We start from the raw sequence: 18,030 nt of genomic DNA, 5'->3' as shown, positions 1-18,030 counted from the left end.
GATAGAGGGGGGCTTTAAGGTTCAACGGAGACGATGGGTTGTAGAACGAACATTTGGATGGCTTGGTAGAAATAGAAGGCTATCAAAAGAATACGACTTGCTTTGTTCTTCTACAGAGAATAACATTTACATGTCACTTAACAGACTACTCTTGCGCAGATTCTTTCCTCCTAATTAATTTGCGGATAAGCTCTAAGTAGGTAGCCTTTAGAGAAAAAAGCTCTATATCAAATTATGGCTCTTCGCTTGCACAAAAAACGCACCTTTTACGGCGTGACACTCAACATCATCGCCGATATCATGAACTTTAAAATAGTTTTTTATAGACCTTATGGAAAAAATGAACACTCCGTTTAGAAAATAATAAGCCTAATAAAATGAATAGTTTTACTTTTTTTACGTCAGAGAATCAAACTGTTGATCCAATTTTCTTTGATCTTCTTCAATCTTTGTCTTGAGCTTAGAGAACATACTTTTACTAAGAGGATCTTGAAATTTAGATGTATCTTGTGCTTCTACGGTGTCGATGTCTTCGGAAGTAAGTTTTTCTTTTAAACGCTCTATTTGCTCATCTACAGCTTCATTGATAGTATGTTTTATTTTTGATTCCAAATTTGGTAAATTTTCTTTAGCAACCTGCTTCTTTATCGGATCCAAAAGCTTTTTTATGGTATCGGTTTCAGTTTGTAACTGAACTTTAGCAAGCTGATTCTCAGCTTTTAATCGATATATTTCTTCTATAATAGCTTCTAAAGTCTTTGGCTTTTCAAGCTTAGATGCATCTTCAGGAGTAGGCGTACTCTCTTTTAAGTCTTGGTCTTGAAGCAACGACTTTATTTTTTCTTTTAATTCCTGTGCACTAATCGACTCTAATTTCACTTCTTGTAATAAAGATTTTACTTTTTTTTCCAATTTTTCTAAATTAATGTCTGGTGATTCTTTTATACCGGTTAACGATGATTTTATTTTTTCTTTTATTTCCATGCCCACAGTTTGTGACTGATCCTTTGGAATTTTTTCTTCAAGTAGCTGTGACAACAGGTCGATTATACCACTAGGATTTGCATACAGTATAGAATTTTGTATTCCTAAAGTTAATATGCACAAAAAAAACGTGTTTATTTTATTCATTTAGCTTCCAATTTATGACTTTATATTCCATATTATAGATAAAAAAAGATAATTTAATCTTAAAAAAATCAAACATCAATTTTGAATTTTTTTTAGTGCAATAATATTGCATTGATTTTTTTTATAACTTTTGTAAGATAATAAAGGTAATTCATTAACTCTTTACAATGAGAATTAAACAGATCATTTTTATTTGGATAGGAGGGATAAGTTGCACTTTTGGACAAGTTCAGTCTGAATCAGAACATGTTTCTCAAACACTGCGAAAATTTTTGAACTGGGTTTACAAAAAAAAACCGGAACTTTATACATCTCTACCCCGTCACTCAGATGAAATATTACGAATGTATAGTGAGCAGCTTGCTCAACACATCATCTATGTTCAATCTGTAAAAAATTCCAGTGATATGTACAGTACAGATCGAAAAACTTTTTATCAACGTACATTGTTCGAATTGATGAAAAAAGATCAAAAAATTTATATTAGAGCTTCTCCAAATCTCCTGAATCCGCCATCAAAAAAAGAAGAAGCACCCCCTCCAGAACCTGTAACTGCACAGAATATCCCTGAAATACTAGGCGTGTTTATACTTAAGCAGGAATTAGAAAATCGAACCAAAGATAGAAAGCTCCGTACAGACAATATTCTTCAACAAAACCCCCACAATAAAGAAACTGTAAGCCTTTTAGTGGATGGGCTATATGATGAAATTTTTCATCGTATTTACTTATGGACACGGTACGCCCAATCTTTGTGTTTTCAAGACCCTTGTGTAGAAAAAATTCAAACCATCTTATCTGCCTCTATGGATAACTTCATGAAAATTAAGCAACTTCTTCCTCTATTACATACCCTAGAACAAGAAAACACCCGTTATGCCCATACGATTCTAGCCTCTCAAGAACCGAAAGAGCCTTTGGAAATTTTAGATTTTAAGTTACCAGGAGTCCGTATAACCCCTTCTATACAGAACTTTGATCACCAAAAATTACTTCATAATGTTCTAAAGTTGTATCCTAACTCTCCTTCAAAACAAAAGCTATATCATAAATTATGTATTACTTTTTTGGTACATATGATGGGAGAAATGGCCCTCCATCCAACCCCCCCTTCTAGCATTTTAGCTTTGATACTGGACGCCACCGCAGAACTTCATCGTCAGTGGGATATGGAGAAATTTAAAAATCTTTTATTATATTGGCCAGACAATAACATTACTTCAGCGTTACTCACAAAGCACTTAAAAAAATTATCTCATATTATTCCTCTTGCATTTGCTCAGCAAGCGGAATGGAAAACTATAATAGATTCTTGTGAAGCTGAGTACACAAAAATCACCGATATGATTCAAAAAATTATAAAAAGATTATAAGCTGTACATTTATAAAGGTAGCACTACACTCAGCCCTTGAAGCATTTGTACAGGAATAGTATGATGAAGCGCGTCTAATCCCTTCAATTTTTGAAAATGGAGACGTATGGCAGGGGGATGTAAAAAATGCTTTTGCTTTGAATCCGTAGAAGACGTTTCCAAGATATGAAACTGGTCCACATCCGTGGAGCGAACATCAATACGATCCAGCAATTGGTTTCCTGCTAAAAATTGAGCGTAAGCATAGGTATCCTGAGGCTTAACATCAGTATACGCTATATACTCAGCCCCTTTTCTTCCTTCCCTACCTCCCTGCAAATGGTACCACTCCTGGGCATAATTCTCAGCATAAGACCCCAAAGTTTGATGAGGCCCACTGAACATAGGAGACGCCATAAACGCATGAGGATGAAGTGCAGATAATCCAATAGAAACACTAACTCCCTCCTGGTTCGCGATGTATTCATAGTAAGTCACTTTTCCACTAAAGATCTTTCCTTTAGGATAAGAAACTCTGTACTGATGACCTAATGTGACTCCTCCCAAGGCATCAAGAGATCCCTTAATCTCCATATGACAACACCGTGCTGCCTTGAGCCATAGCACGTAGGCTCGTTGCAATGCAAATTCGAAGGCTTTTTTTCCATGACGTGTTAAAAAAAAGGAACTTTGTAGAGTTAAAAAAAGTTCTTGAGTATATTCACTATGCACTTTCCAATGAGCATTTTCCTGAAATACAAACGCATGATGGTCACAGAGGCATTCAAAAATTTTTTGTCCAAAGCGCACGCATTCACCTTTTTTATAGGCTCGAGTAGGGCTCCAGCCATCCACAGCTTGGGCACAGGTAATCGCACCTAAGTTCCAGTTTAGGTCTATTGACGCTCCTGGGATTTGAGAGTTCCAAGCCGTTTGAATGGTTTCTTTACGTTTTTGTTTAAAATTCCAAAATAACCATAAACTCCCATCAAAGACGCAGCGTTGCACTATGCGCTGAGAGTTTAAAAGTTTTAAAAATTCACTTTTTCTTTCATTAATGACCAACTCACTGTGCATCACACGGTACCCAGAGTTTCCCAGAAGCATTCCTGCTTTAGGCCATATTTTTTTTAATCCACTTGGGGTATAGGTGGCAAGTACCCTGTGGGGAAAAGCCCGTTCAATCCAAGGAAATACGTCTACCATTCCTTGCACTTGTTGAATCCATTGAGCTTTTACTGAAATATTAACGTTACGAATTCCTGGAACTTGGCGATACTGGATAACTTGAGCTTCTTCTTTTCCATGAAACATGTCCAAAGAAGTAGTCAAGTGAGAAAGAGTGCACACACCTGAAACTGGACACCAGTATGGAATCAATGGCTGATCTGCCAATACACTTTCTGGTCGTATATCTTCTTCATCAAAGAAATAGTTACAAAAACTTTTCTGAGATCGAAGAGTCTGGGCAATACGAAGCCAAGAACTTTCGTTCTGTATAGCATTTAAGTAAATTACCACCACCCCGTTTTCTTGTTCAATCTTCTCTACATATCCTTTAAACAAACATAAAGGTTCTTTGGATCCAGTAGGCTTCCAGCTTAGTACACCATAAGATTTAACTTCTTCTTCCAAAGGAATATGTAAAATCAGGACCGCAGGCTTTTCTTCTGTCTGTTTTAAAGATAGAAAAAGAATAGGTATATCACATTTTCCGTAATGATGAGAAGAAAAAGGTTCCTCCTTATAGCCAATCCAAGAAAAGTATAGCATCAGTACTTCTCCTAATAATCTTTTGTACTCCAACGACTCATTATAGAAAAAGTCCATAGGGTAGAATGGTATTGCTTTCCTAGTTTATAAGAGCGGGTAGGCTTATTTAAATACGTGATAGTGCTTCCTAACGGAATATCCTGGAAATGTGTAAGAATCACAGGATCTATAGTCATTGGATAAAGCCGTGTTATAATAGAACGCTCTAGCTCCACAGAATATTGAGTATGTAATAAAGAGATTTCCATAATAAACCATGCTTTTCCTCTAAAAAATTCCTGAAGTGTTTTTAAAGATAAAATAACGTAGGGAAAAGATATAGACTGAGATTCTTGAAACACTGTGGGCACGTTTAAGGAAAGTAGTTCATGTTGTATATACCCAAAAAAATCCTGTTGAAATTGCCAAGACAGTTTATAAAAATCTGGTATCATCATGATTACGTCACCACAACCGATATGTACGATGCCCTGCCGCAAGCCAGGGTTCTAAACTATCATTTAAGCCTTTAGGATCTCCAGTATGTTCACATAAATGCTTCACGGTATTCATAATTACCTGCCTAAAGACTACAGGAACGGAGTCAAAAGTTTCTCCATATCCTGCTTCATATTCTACTGTAATTGAAGGACTCTTCCATTGAAATGGAACAAGAACTTCTTCTAGTCCGGCAGAATTTTTTTCCAATATATACTGAGATGGATTCAATACTTTTCCTTTTTGTTTCACGTTCAAAAGATGAATAAAAGGACGTCTACTAAGAGGTATACGATTGTTTCGGCTGATAATTTGGATAGTTTGTGTCAAAAAAGCCTGATTCAAACGCATCTCTAGCCACTGTACGGCCATTTTAATCCATGTATTCAATACAGTTTGAGAAGGATAACTTCCTACGGGAAGTAAGCTTTTTAGCACAGTTAAATCAATAGGGGTCCCTTCATTGGGACGCATTACAATAATCGTCACCGCGTATCTCCTGGTGGTGCTCGTTTGAAAAAAAAATTTATAGCAAAGCGCTTCTATTACAACGCTTTGCAAAAAAGGAATAGATTCCTTATAAAGAATAAAATAAAAAAAAAGAAGAGAGCGTATTAAGTGTTCTTATGCATTTTGTAGTGCAGAAAAAGCTTGAGGATGGATAACAGCACCTCCCACGTGCGCCATCATGTATAGCTCCACATGGGGTTTATACGTAAAGGGATCTCGGATTAAACGAATGCCTTGTCGATAAATACCTTGATATCCTCGTTTAAAACTTCCAAATATTAACGGAATTTCTCCTGCTTTTGTACCTTTTTCCATAAGGTCAGTAACAAAAAACTCATACCCCATGAGGACGGGTTTTTCCTGAAGCTTAGTAGGAACCCAAAAAAGATAGCCTTGAGACGTTTTTATACTCCTTGCCCAATGCATCGCTTCTTTGGATCCGATCCAAACAGAGTCTCTTAAAAAATAACTGGGAATTTTAGTAATAAGAGTGAATAAAAGTTTATCTGCAGCATCGGCAAGCGTAGGAAACTCTCCTTCAAAGTTATACTTGAAAAGACCATCATTTTTTGCTTTTAACACCACGCCTTCTGGTTGATGTTGATTGGGGTCTCCGTATAAAAATGCCTGATTTTCCGCATCCATCATCTTTAATCTCGCTTCTTCCAATAACCAAGATTCAACGTTCACAATACCCTCTTCCAATAAAGCTTGAGTCACTTTAGGTCTTTGGGATAAGGTACAGAGCGGAATATGAATTTTTTTTAAAGCGCTAGAAATATCTTCTTGGGAAGGAGCCCGAAGTTTATCTTCTCCCCAAACTACAGGAATACCTCCATTTTCGTCAAGAATTACATCCATAGCTCTTCCCTTTTTTACTTCCACCATACTGGGTAATTTGCGAAGTAAAGAATCTTGAATTAGATTCGAATATAAAGCCTCGACCATAGATTGGGGCATCAAAAATCCTCCTTCCGAATCCGTCACATGATTCAATGCTTTATGCTCGATACGGCGCAAGCCGTCCGTATTTCCATTTTGTACATAGGATAAAAATGCACTTTTATGCTGAAAATCTTGAGTAGTTCCTGGATTAAAACACGGTCTTTGATTAATAGTATTGTGTACTTGAGTTAATGTACTGTGAGCTTGATCCATAACCTGGTGAAGTCTCTGGAGTTTATCTTCATGAAGACCATCAAAAGGGAGTTTTAATTCTAAAGCCTTTAATCGCTCATCATTGACCTCTTTAAATGTTTCAAACGCTTGTCCCAGTTCAGTTAATGCATGCTGCAACGTGTGTTCAATAGACATAAGATCTCCTTGATTAAAGTTTAAATTTATTTAAAATGTATAAAAAAATATTACTGTATTAAAAGGAAGCGTTTATTTTTAGATACAAACGCTGAAATGCACGATGAACACCTTGCGTGGCCGCATCGTAGCTACAAGAAGAAATACTTTTTATTTCTTCCACAACAGCATCCGAATTACAGGGAAATTTTACAAGAGATATTTCTTTGAGTAAGACCTCTGTAATACATCGAGTGCCTCCGTTAAAATGACATCCTTGAACAAAAAATCCGATGGATAAGCCCCGCCTTCCCCATTGAATACTTTGGAGTGCTTCTTTGGTTTTTGGAAAATCTTGAAGAAGCTTTCCCTGAATAAACAAGCCTTTTTCATCTTCCTTAAGTTGTAAACAAACCCCTATAGGTTCTTCAATATCATGTTCCCAATAAACATGAGGAAATCTTTTTTTTTTCTTTTTCCATGCCCAAAGAGTTTTTTGAAAGGCACCGGGTACCATTTGATCTCCTACGGCATCTGGGGTGTACGTACTAGCGTATCCAGAAAAGATGCCTTGATAGGTTTTTACGCAAAAAGGTTTCATTACATCCCATACCTGATTCATTATTTTTTCCTATAGCAACTAAATTTCTGTGTTATCTTGACTTAAAAATTATTGTTGTATTTAAGCCGCAACTAATACATCTCCATCCGGTAAAGGAGTAAATCCCATGATGCGTCTTTTTTCATTAATAGTTAAAAACGCAGCATTATTAGTACGCTCCCAAAGCGCTTCTCTTTTTATAGAAAGTGCATCAATGTCATCTTTTGAATAGCTTAATTCTACCTCTTTATCCAGAATACTAAGCAATTTTTGATAGTTAGAAAGAATTAAATTAACCATAGGAATTAAAGTTTCTTCCCACATATGAACCCTAGCTTCTTTATAGTTGGCAAATCGTTCATCTCCAGGAATACCAATACACGTAGGAGGAATCCCAAACAATTGTGCAATTCCTCTTGCTGCTTCTCCTTGTCCTTCTAAAAAAGCCATTTCTTGAGGAGAAAATCCTGTTTTTTCCCATCGAAGCCCATTACTCAAGACCATAATACGTCCTGCATTGTCTCGTCCTGTATATAAATTCTCTAGATCTGTACGTAACTGAATCCTTTGCTCTTCCGTCATTTCGTATTGAGAATCAACCGTCAAAACACCACTAGGATTTCCACCTCGTTTAAGAATAGATAAGTTATGATCTAAAGCTTCATTACGAAATTGGACTAAAGGCATAGCGGCCATTAAGGGGCTTTGCCCCCAATGATTTTCAAAAGGATTAAATAAACTAATGTGTACGATTTGAGACCGTCCCGTAAGCCCATCAATGGGAATATGATGTGTTGTGTTTCCAATTTGGTACTCATAGGTTTCTGGAAATCCTTGATTAGTATAAAGAATACGCACATGATCTGGGCGTAATATATATAATTCTCCGCAACTACTAGCATCCCCTACGTACTCAATAAAAGCATTTCCGGAAAGTAATAAATGGGAGACCACCATTTCCGTAAAAGATTCATATCTTTGAAAAGGATTTGGATTATTTAAAAGAGAAATGATAGGGTGATGCGTAATTCTAGTGTCAGATAATTTTTTCTTTAGATGTATTTGAACTGAAGCAATACTTCGCGCAATAAGGGTAATGCATCGATATACAATAGGATTATTCTGATACCCTAGAGCAGCCATTTCTTCAAACGTATGTTCTTTACCAGAATAGCCATAATTTGAGGAGGTTGTTAAAAACGGTGTAGAAACGGCTTTTTTTTCTAAAGGTTTTTTCTTAAAAAATTTCATACCACTCCTGAGGGGTTTTGTCTTGTTTTTCTTAAAGACAATGAAGCGTATGTTTATTGGATAACATATTTGATTCTTAAGTTGCAACTTTTTTATGATTTCCTAATAATTTAGGTTTGAAAACTCAGTATTCTATCTTTTCTATAAAATATTTGTATAAAGAATAGTTGTTGTAGTAGAGAAACGCTTTCGTGTGGAAAACCTGTGTTAAGAACAGGGGGGATTAAATTTTTTTATCTTTTATTATTGTGGAAAACTACAGGATATTTTGGGGATAATATTTTAAAAAAAAAAAAATAAGATTTAAAAAATGCGTATTTGAGATATACACAAACTTATCCCCAACAGTCCATAGAAAAGATTTTTATAAATTGCGGGAAAGAAAAATCAAAACTTTATGACCCAATAAGTATAATATCAAGATCTTTTTATTCTCTTTCAGCTATATAAAAGTAGGATATTAGAAAATCAGCATAAAAAATTATGAAATACCTTCTGGTACATTTTCAGATAAAACATAGATTAAAATGCTTGGGTCCTAGATTAGCACGAATTATGGGGAAGAAAGTGTGAATGGGGTTAATTTTTCTATAAGTCTTGTAATTCTTCCACTGCTCACTAGTATTTTTCTATGGATTTCCCGTCCTTTTTTATTTATGCAACGCTACAAGATGGCTTTGTGGACTAGTTTTTTTTCTTGTATATGGTGCTTATGCTGGATAGGTTATCCTATTTTTTTTCCTCTTGGAGGAGAAACAATTTTATTGTATGTGTTTTTTTTAATGCACTTAAGCTTACATAGAAATTGTTCTACTCAAGAAAACCCCTCTTTTTCTCTAAGTTCCATGTTTGTGCACTACACTTTTATTACAGGAATCAGTATTGCAACATCCTTTCGTTTTCAGTGGATCTTAAGTTGTGGTGCATATCTATGTTTAGCGTACGGGCTGGATATAAAAAATCGTTGGTTATGGGGTGTATTAATTTTTTTAGGAGGGGTGTCTAGAGTCACCCTAACCTTGGTTTGTGGAATAATTTACAGTTGTGGTACCTCTTTTTTATTTAAACCTAAGCGTTCTTCTTTAGAGTATATCCATTGGATTCAATGGATTTTTGGGCTTTTGTACGTGCTTTCTGCTAGAAGTGTCCAACCTAGCTTGTACAGCATCCTTCAGGGAGGAATAATTTTGGGGGTGATGGGGGTATTGTTTTACAAACAGAACTATGCTTATGGGCGATTTTTAGTGCACATGTTGAGTATTCAATGGATGTGCTGTTTTATTGACAACAAATTTTTTCTTTTGGTGTATTTGGCATGTATGCAATGGGCTCATTATATAGTATACCATGACGAGAATAGATGGATTACTAAAAACGATGCTGGAATAGGAAGTGGTATTTTGTTAGGAAGTTGCGCGAGTGGAGCTTTGTGGGGAATGCTTCATGCCGTCCGATATTATAGAGGGATATACTATGGAGAGTATATCCTATACGTGCTATGTTGCGTTATGTACAGTAAATCGATATACTCAAAACTATATCGTCGAAAGTATAATAAATACACATTTATAAATGTATACACAATTTTTTTTGGAACGTTGGTTTGGAATATATTCAACGGATTTTACTTAAGTCAGAACATTTTACTATAGGTCTTGGTGATTATTTAATTTTTTCTTCCTATAAAAAAGGTCTTGATGCAGAGCAAAAAGTTTTAGACTACTTTTTAGCTCAAGGCTATGTTCCCATTCATCGTCGCTTGCGTACTCCTTTTGGAGAACTAGACTTGGTGTGTTCAAAAGGATATGAGATTTTATTTATAGAAGTTAAATATAGAACTAAGTTACTAAATGCTCGAGAAGCGTTAGGTCTAAGACAGAAAAAACGTATTCTTCAAGCGTCCCAGTGGTTGATAAACCAGATGAATGAGAAGTACGATACCTGTCAAGTATGTGTAGTAGTTGTTAGTGGCCGGTGTATAGAGTGTTACTTTAATGCCTGCGTGGAAGGCTATGATACGGTATAAATTTCGAATTTCTTCGATATATTATGGGATTCAAAGAATGTGGCGAGCTCTTTTTATCTTGGTATGTATAGGGACGATATTAGTTGCTGGGACTCGGTATTACATTTCTAAACCGCGCTCATTATCCGTTGTATTGACGGTGTTACAAAAAATGGGATATCCCATTTATGCTAAGGAAAGCTCTATAGAGTGGAAATGGCATGGACGTCCTTGTGTTATGTTTCGTGATGTCCAATGGAGGAACAGGTATACTATACTATGTATATCCCAGGCTAAATTTGAGTTGCGATTCTTGTTAACCCATCCCGTGCGTGCTCTATGGGTTCAGAATATCCGTATTGCGTATGTTACCCCAAAAAAACTTCCTTTAAACTTACTGACGCTTTGGAGTACTATTACTGCTCTGTTGCAGCGCGTTTCCCAGGTAGAACAGTGTTCTATTACAGGAGGTATAACAGTGTTTAAAGATCGTGCCCTGCAAACTCGTATAGAATCTTTTTCTTGGACACCAGAACAAATTCATAAAAAGATTTCTGGGTATATGGAAGGTGAATTGGGAAAAGTTGAATGGAGTTATATTCCATGCAAGCGGTATATTCATGGACGGTTTACGAATGGTGTCGGTAAATTAATGAAAAGATTAGGTTATCCTGTAACTTTTTGTCATCCTGCCTCTGTAGAATGTTTTTTTAATGCTTCCACCACCACTATAAAAATTTCTTGGGACAAAAAAGATTTTTTAGTGGGAAAAAAAAATTATCATTTGCAAAATGGAACCATCACGGGGGTATGGAATTCAGATTGTGGGCGTTTAAAAGGGAAGGTTGGGATGGATGATCTAACCATTTTTATTAAAGGAAGGTATCATAACGCTTGGACTGCAAGTTGGAAGAGTACAGGAAACATTCCCATTAAATCCTTAGAGTTCTGGTGGAATAAATCTTGGGGAATCAACGCAAAAAATTGGGTAGATGATCATTTTAGACTGGGAATTTTAGACCAGTTCAAAGGACGTATTTCCGGCACCTTGGATGTATTGCAGGATCTTCATGGGAGTTTTTTTATAAAAAAATCTTATCTTACTATCGTTCCTGGAATGCCAGACATCGAAAATTTGTATTCTAGAGCAGAATTTAATCTGAATGAGTTTAATTTTTACGTAGAAAAAGCATTATTTTCCAAGCAGTCTGTGGAATCTGGCCATATTCACATTCACGATCTTTCTGAAAATTCTAATCTGACATTAGGCTTAAGGTTAGAAGGAGGTGTTCAGGACATATTGAAAATTTTAAACTGTAAAAAGCTTAACGTTACCTCATCGTTACCTATTCAGCATGCTCAAGGAAGGGCTCATACCCAATTAAGGATGCGGTTTCCTCTTTTGTTGGATTTACACCTTCAAGATATCATTTTAGAGTATGAAAGTGGATTTGAAAATACTCAGTTTGACGTAAAGGCACTAGGAGTTATACTGCCTTATGAGCAAGGAACTATACAAATTAAAGGTACTCAGCACGATGTTTCAATTCAGGGAGAAGGACAAATGAATCGCCATCCCGTACTATGGACATGGAATAGTATCTTTAAGACTCCCGTGCATCAAAAGCTTACTATGGATCTTTGGATCGATCCTTGTTTATGGATTCCTTCCTGGATTCATTCTTGTATTAAAAAAGAATTATTTCCCGTACAGGTGGAATACTTTCCTGGGAGAGGAAAACTTATTGCCCATATGGATGCAAAAAAAGTAGAGTTGAATATTCCCTGGCTTCAATGGACAAAAAAATCTGAAGATGGTTTAACACTAAAGTGTGAATTTTTAGAAAAGAAAAAACAATTAACCTTTCATACAAAAGGTAGTATTGATTCCCAAGGAAAATTTTTTTTAAATAAGGAGTTGAAAGGTGAAGCCCGATTTTATATTCCTGGAGTACTTCATGGCGGTTTAGCCCTTCATCCTGATCTTCAAAAGATAAGACTTACCTGTAAGTATTTAGATCTTTCATTGCTTAACTCTGATTACTCCAAGAGAGGAGAAGAAAAAAAATTAAATATTCCAAATCGAGCTCATCAGAAACAGTGTACGGTGGAAGCAGATCTTAATATTCAAAGCTTAAAATGGGATAAAGTCACCAAAATACAGGGAATAAAAGGAGTATTAAGCTGGAACTATCCCTCTATCGGGTATTCCATCTTAGATTTAGATCAATGTCGTTGGTTAAAAAGTGAGGCTCGATGTGTGATTCGAACTCCAAAAGATTCTGGTACTGTACATTTTTCTGCAGTTCCTAAGCAAGAGAACACGACCATTCACGTAATTTGCAAAGGGCTTTCTGGGGTATTTCATATCTTAGGTTTAAAATCTATAGCCCATTCTGGAGACTCTGGAGAATGGGTAGGAAAACAAACATCTAATGGTGCGTATAAAGGCCGCCTAGTGTGCCGCGATGTGGTAACTCAAGGCTTGTGGATGGCCAAGATATTGAGTTTATTTTCTCCCAGTGCCTTAACTGAATTGCTTCATAGCTCTCTAGATTTTTCTGAGATTTCTGTAAAATGTTCTTACAATAGGGGTGTACTTCAGCTAAAGAAAGGAATTGCTCGTGGATTGAACTTAGGGGCTTTTTTAAAGGGAGATGTCAACTTTAAAACCCGAACCCTTTTTTTGAAGGGAGGTATTGTTCCTGCCTATTTTATGAACACGTTTTTTTCACACGTCCCCATTATTGGACACATATTGGGACAAGAAAAAGGGATTATTTCCAGTAAATTTATAATCTCAGGAAGTTTAAAAGATCCAGACTTTTTTGTGAATCCCTTTAGTATTTTTGAACTGGGTGGACTAAAAACCTTGTTTGAATGAGCATAGACTAATACTTTTTAGTCTCACTGAAAACAACGCATCAGGAGGTTCATCATATCATTAACTGATATTTACCGGGCCCTTGCGTGGACGATCACTGCTTTATAGCTTCATTCAGGGAAAAAAGAATTGATATACAAGTCGCGTTTTAATGAAGCTCAAGCTTTGAATATGAAACCTAAGATACCGGTGAAATACGCCCTTGTAAAGTCTATGATAGCCTGGAATCACCTAAATTTTATGAACACAAGGTACTGTGTTTACACAAAAATTCTACCTATCAAACTCCATGGGGGGATAAGGATAATTCTTCCCCCTTGGGGTAGGACTGTTATGAGCCTCACTGATTTTTGTCTTGAGTGGGTATTATTTCTTCTTGCTTCAGGAATAAGTATTTTTTTTCCATTCAAAGCTTTCAACGAGTTTCTGGATTATCGCTAAAAGACGCTCAATTTTTTCTTGGCTTAAGCTTCTTCAAAAGGTAATTTAAAGTTACACCGAAGTCTTTTTTAGCGGCCCAGAATCAGCTTTTCTCACAAAAGATAGACGGTATGGCTTATTTTTTGTGCCTATTACAGTGTAACACCCAATAATCTCAAAAAAGTTCTTGGACGTTTTGCACTGTTTGTTTACCTTATTCTCATAGAAACTTCCGTTCAGACTGTTCCGATAACTTTTCTGACCTTTTCACTGTACGTCTATTCTTTTATCTTAAATTTGACCCTTACGCAGTAGATCTATTATATCGTATAATAAAAAATAATTTCTCAAAAATAAAACTATTTAAGGTTAAAAAATTTGACTTTTTCCCAGGAAAAAATAACACAGAGGAGCAGTTTAGGCGCATGATAAAAAAATTAATTTATATATGCCAACACTGTGGAATACAGCATGTAAAATGGAAAGGGAAATGTGATTGTGGAGAATGGAATACACTGATTGCACAAGATCCTCAAGCATTACAAAAAGCCCACTCTAGAGAAAAAATCTCCGTAGAATCCTTGCACAAACAAGAAGATTCCCATTTTCCAAGAATTTTAACTCATATTAAAGAATTTGATCGTACCTGTGGCGGCGGTATTGTGGCAGGATCAGTCGCGTTGCTCGCAGGAGACCCAGGAATAGGGAAGTCGACTTTGCTCTTAAAAGTAGCCGCTGCATTAGCAGAATCCATTCCCGTTATTTATGTGTCTGGAGAAGAATCTGCTGCTCAAATTCGATTCAGAGCAAAGCGAATGAATATTCAACGAGCGCCCATCCATCTTATTGCAACCAACGATTTGGATGGTGTATTGGCAACGATTTCTTCTCTACTGATTCCTACGTTGCAGGGAGTGAAAGGGTATGTGATTATTGATTCTATTCAAACGTTGGTTTCTTCAGAGATTGCTTCCACTGCAGGTACTCTAACCCAAATTCGTCATTGTATGCAACTTCTCATTACTTTAGCAAAACATACAGACCTGGCCATTATGGTGGTGGGACACATTACAAAAGACGGGATGATTGCAGGACCCAAGGTCTTAGAGCACATGGTAGATACCGTTCTTTATTTTGAAGGAGAAAAAACGCACCCCTACCGATTACTCCGTACTGTAAAGAATCGTTTTGGTCCCACACAAGAAATTGGAGTGTTTGATATGAACCATGAAGGACTTCAAGAGGTATCGCATCCTTCTCGTTTATTCTTAAGTAAAAAATCCCACTTGATTCCCGGTTCTTGTGTTTTTTCTGGAATGGAGGGATCTCGTCCATTATTATTAGAAATTCAGGCATTGTCTGTATCTTCATTTTTAGCAAGCCCTAGAAGAGCAGTGGTCGGATGGGATCATAATCGCCTTTCTATGATTTTAGCAGTACTAGAGGCAAGATGCCAAATTCAATTTTCCAATAAGGATGTTTTTTTGACTGTACTGGGAGGAATAAAAATTACCGAGCCAGCAGCAGATCTATGCGTAGCTTTAGCGTTGTTATCTTGCTTAAAAAAACGTCCTGTCCCTCAAGGATCTGTAGCTTTTGGAGAAATTGGTCTCACCGGAGAAGTACGTCCTGTTCCCTACACTACTCAACGATTAAGGGAAGCAGAACAGTTTGGCTTAACCTCAGTGTTTATGGCGCCTACTTCTACGACAATAGCCTTGAAATCTTATCCTATTCAACACGTGCAAGATATTCTTCACCACTTTATAAAAAAATAAAGTACAGTAATCTTTCAGTTGACCCAGAATCTTTGATGACGCGCTACTCATTATGCCCAATTTTCTCCTTAATAATAATTTAAATCGCATAATGATTTGTTGATGTTTTGAACTCCAATAATTCTAGTGTACAAAAGAAATTCTTGCAGAAGAACAATAATAATGGCATTGTGCTTTGCAAGGTGTTGCACTTTTTTAGAGAGTGAACCTTCTGCGTGAGCCTCAAACAAAAGATTTTTAGGGATTAGAGAATAAGATAGTATGGTTCTAATCATAATACTTTTTAGATGGTATAGAATCACTTTGTGAGATTAATGATGCTAGTAATACTTTTTTTCTGTTTTTTTGTAACGCTCGATGGTAAAAGATTTTGAGCTGAGCAGACCCGTATTCAATACTTACCCGCATTGGTGAGATTGCTTTGTTGCAAAATAAAATTAAGTTCTAATGAAAAGAAAAGGGAAACAATGGGTATGGTGAGTAAAAATAGCGAAAGTGGGGAGTGTATACGGTACGAAAAAGAAAGCACTATCAAGCCGAAGATCAACCATGGGCAAAAATTTCTGTGCTATTTAATGCAAGCAATTACTTCTGTCTATAGAAATCTTAAAAAATTAGGGTTTGCCCAGAGTGGAGGCTTGTGAAGAAATAACTATCAAGAAACAATCAATGATATAGCGCCTGAAAATCTTGTATAGAGTGACGAGAGCAGTGCTGATATAGCGGTTTTCAAAGATAAAGCATGAGGAAAAAAAGCGGAAAGTCCTTAAGTAAGAAGTGTGGTCACTATTCCAAAAGAAGTCATAGCATCGCTAGAATCCTCAATCGATCGCTCCCGTGAGTTTTAATGGTTCTTACAATACGAATTTTTTTAATTATTGTGGAAAACAGTATTGAATCAAAGCGCTAAAATTCAGCCTAATTATGCATCATGTATCATTCTATAACGCTTATAAGATTATAAAGTATTGATAGAATCGGTTGACTTTGGGCTAGTGTGTTGCCACTACAGTCTCCCGACCTGCCTCCCCCTTGAGACAGTTTTGGCTACTATGAAAGGATGGATTAAGCTTAGCATTACTCACTGTACGAAATTGATATAAGGCCTTGCTTCAATTCTTTCAAATCCCATATTCAAGCTCAATTACTATAGTTGAAATCATTTCCTTAGCGTTATGAGTGATATAAATAGAACGCAATCTTATTCGGCTCTGCGTTTAATCTCAGAAAAATAATAAAATTGATGACGCTGGAGGAATCTTGTTTGATTTGAATATTTTAGAGACGACTATTTTATTGTGAAAATTAGTTTAAATAGCAGAATTTTTTACAATTCCTTAGCTTTAATCCCATTTTTTGTCATGTAATGTGAGTGGGGATACTTTATTGAGAAAATGCGCTTTACCTCCATGAAGGTGTAATGATAATGGTAAGTTCTGGACCAAAAGATTTGCGAATGCTTGCTATAAATTTTTTATTATATCCCTTGTGAAGCTCTAAAATTTTTAATTTTGGCATGTTTTTTTATTAATTGCTGAAAAAGAGTTAAAATTCAAAAGTTTCAAATACACAAGTTTGAGGAGAATTAAATGGGTAAAATCTAAATTTACGGGACTGTATTTTGGGGAATCAAGCTGAAAAAAAGCGTGCTATCTTTAGCTGAGTGAGGTCTACTTTTTTTAATTCTTCTAGGGCATTTCTAGAAAGTTTACACTTTAGCTCTAAAACTTCAGGATTTTGCAACAAAAAGCCTATTAATCCATTAAAACTTTTGATGATTATCCTCTTTAGAATGAGCTGTCTAATTTGGGGTGCTAGAAAAGAAAATCCTTTAAAACTGTTAAGGTTCATATCTTTATACGTATTTAACACACGCAGTAATTTAAGCTCAGATGTGTCCCAGCCTAAAAATTCTGTAAAATCTTTAAAATAAAAATTGCGCAACGTTAATTCTTCTAAAAATTTGAGATTTAAAGGAACGCGCTTGTCTGTACGATCATGCTTGGCAATTCCATCTTTCAGCTCTAAAGCGCGCATGTTTTCCATGACTAGAGTTCTTAAAATATCCCACGTAGGAATAGAAAGAGAGAGTACTACCTTCGTTAAGACAGGGGCTTTTAACTTAAAAATAAACTCTATGTTGTCTAAATCTCGAAGTTCTAAATGCCTTAAATTAGGAAAATATGGATCTTTTCTCAATTTGTACAAATTTTCTGGGCAAAGCAAACGCTCCGTAGACTCTAGAAAAAGTACAGCAGCTATAGCGTTTACACACTGCCCACTTAGAAAAATAAAAAAACTTATTATTGTAAAACTATAAATAAAATTTGAAAATTTTATTTTATACTAATTTGTAATTTATAAAAAAATATTTTATCGTTAACTTATATTATTGTCAAATTTTTGCTATTTAGAACGTCAAAGTTCTGTTAAAAAAAATTAAAGAAGATTATGATCGGGGAATGGGCAGAAAAAAATTTTAGTCTAAACAGAACTCTAAACAGAACTCTAAACAGAACTCTAAACAGAACTCTAAACAGAACTCTAAACAGAAC

The 18,030-nt window shown here is 35.9% G+C and carries 16 protein-coding genes; 7 read left to right on the top strand and 9 right to left on the bottom strand.

All coding sequences use genetic code 11. The features are described 5' to 3' along the window. The coding region (locus HCUR_RS06615; RefSeq protein WP_165780568.1) for a transposase at window positions 1-178 on the top strand (178 nt) is incomplete at its 5' end. 218 nt (window positions 179-396) lie between these two features. Here the strand turns inward: HCUR_RS06615 and HCUR_RS06610 are convergent. After that, entirely contained in the window at window positions 397-1,131 is a 735-nt protein-coding gene (locus HCUR_RS06610; protein WP_104207300.1) for a hypothetical protein, read from the bottom strand. 167 nt (window positions 1,132-1,298) lie between these two features. On the opposite strand from HCUR_RS06610, the gene HCUR_RS06605 reads away from it, so the two are divergent. Next, window positions 1,299-2,504, top strand: coding sequence for a hypothetical protein (locus tag HCUR_RS06605; protein WP_104207299.1), 1,206 nt, complete (start codon window positions 1,299-1,301; stop codon window positions 2,502-2,504). Window positions 2,505-2,513: 9 nt separating this feature from the next. Here HCUR_RS06605 and HCUR_RS06600 read toward each other — a convergent pair whose 3' ends face one another. The 6 genes from HCUR_RS06600 to HCUR_RS06575 form a co-directional block, all read right to left on the bottom strand. Next, the gene (locus HCUR_RS06600; protein WP_207760969.1) at window positions 2,514-4,289 is read right to left on the bottom strand and encodes a hypothetical protein; all 1,776 of its coding nucleotides are present in this window, start codon (window positions 4,287-4,289) and stop codon (window positions 2,514-2,516) included. Next, window positions 4,268-4,693 carry a hypothetical protein gene (locus HCUR_RS06595; protein ID WP_104207297.1) on the bottom strand — a complete coding sequence of 142 codons (426 nt, stop codon included), beginning with the start codon at window positions 4,691-4,693 and terminating at the stop codon, window positions 4,268-4,270. Before HCUR_RS06595 ends, HCUR_RS06600 begins: the two co-directional genes overlap by 22 nt. Window positions 4,694-4,700: 7 nt before the next feature. Next, window positions 4,701-5,222, bottom strand: coding sequence for a head-tail connector protein (locus HCUR_RS06590; RefSeq protein ID WP_129591964.1), 522 nt, complete (start codon window positions 5,220-5,222; stop codon window positions 4,701-4,703). Between the two features lie 135 nt (window positions 5,223-5,357). Continuing rightward, a complete protein-coding gene (locus HCUR_RS06585; protein ID WP_104207295.1) occupies window positions 5,358-6,557 on the bottom strand; it encodes a phage major capsid protein in 1,200 nt (399 codons plus the stop codon). 58 nt (window positions 6,558-6,615) lie between these two features. Then, window positions 6,616-7,137: an HK97 family phage prohead protease gene (locus HCUR_RS06580; protein WP_165780837.1), complete on the bottom strand. Its 522-nt coding sequence runs from the start codon at window positions 7,135-7,137 to the stop codon at window positions 6,616-6,618. Window positions 7,138-7,218: 81 nt separating this feature from the next. Then, window positions 7,219-8,388 (bottom strand): phage portal protein, encoded by a 1,170-nt coding sequence (locus HCUR_RS06575; protein WP_104207293.1) that lies wholly within the window; start codon window positions 8,386-8,388, stop codon window positions 7,219-7,221. Between the two features lie 569 nt (window positions 8,389-8,957). On the opposite strand from HCUR_RS06575, the gene HCUR_RS06570 reads away from it, so the two are divergent. The 4 genes from HCUR_RS06570 to radA all read left to right on the top strand — a co-directional run bounded on the left by HCUR_RS06570 (window position 8,958) and on the right by radA (window position 15,475). Further along, window positions 8,958-10,040, top strand: a complete 1,083-nt coding sequence (locus HCUR_RS06570) for a hypothetical protein (RefSeq protein WP_104207292.1) — start codon at window positions 8,958-8,960, stop codon at window positions 10,038-10,040. Continuing rightward, complete coding sequence (locus HCUR_RS06565; protein WP_165780836.1) at window positions 9,992-10,414, top strand: YraN family protein; 423 nt, start codon at window positions 9,992-9,994, stop codon at window positions 10,412-10,414. The genes HCUR_RS06570 and HCUR_RS06565 overlap by 49 nt, the downstream gene beginning before the upstream one ends. Beyond that, a complete protein-coding gene (locus tag HCUR_RS06560) occupies window positions 10,383-13,277 on the top strand; it encodes a YhdP family protein (protein WP_104207290.1) in 2,895 nt (964 codons plus the stop codon). Before HCUR_RS06565 ends, HCUR_RS06560 begins: the two co-directional genes overlap by 32 nt. 845 nt (window positions 13,278-14,122) lie before the next feature. Continuing rightward, the gene (gene radA, locus HCUR_RS06550) at window positions 14,123-15,475 is read left to right on the top strand and encodes a DNA repair protein RadA (protein WP_243397306.1); all 1,353 of its coding nucleotides are present in this window, start codon (window positions 14,123-14,125) and stop codon (window positions 15,473-15,475) included. Window positions 15,476-15,543: 68 nt separating this feature from the next. Here the strand turns inward: radA and HCUR_RS06545 are convergent, their stop codons facing one another. Further along, window positions 15,544-15,750 carry a hypothetical protein gene (locus HCUR_RS06545; RefSeq protein ID WP_104207288.1) on the bottom strand — a complete coding sequence of 69 codons (207 nt, stop codon included), beginning with the start codon at window positions 15,748-15,750 and terminating at the stop codon, window positions 15,544-15,546. 192 nt (window positions 15,751-15,942) lie between these two features. On the opposite strand from HCUR_RS06545, the gene HCUR_RS09290 reads away from it, so the two are divergent. Then, complete coding sequence (locus HCUR_RS09290; RefSeq protein ID WP_207760968.1) at window positions 15,943-16,119, top strand: hypothetical protein; 177 nt, start codon at window positions 15,943-15,945, stop codon at window positions 16,117-16,119. Window positions 16,120-17,104: 985 nt separating this feature from the next. Here the strand turns inward: HCUR_RS09290 and HCUR_RS06540 are convergent. Further along, on the bottom strand, window positions 17,105-17,683 hold the full coding sequence (locus HCUR_RS06540; protein WP_129591963.1) for a hypothetical protein: 579 nt from the start codon (window positions 17,681-17,683) through the stop codon (window positions 17,105-17,107). Window positions 17,684-18,030: the final 347 nt, after the last annotated feature.

The organism is Holospora curviuscula, from assembly GCF_002930195.1.
In the GTDB taxonomy this organism is placed as follows: domain Bacteria; phylum Pseudomonadota; class Alphaproteobacteria; order Holosporales; family Holosporaceae; genus Holospora; species Holospora curviuscula.
This window is presented reverse-complemented; position numbering and strand designations above follow the sequence as displayed.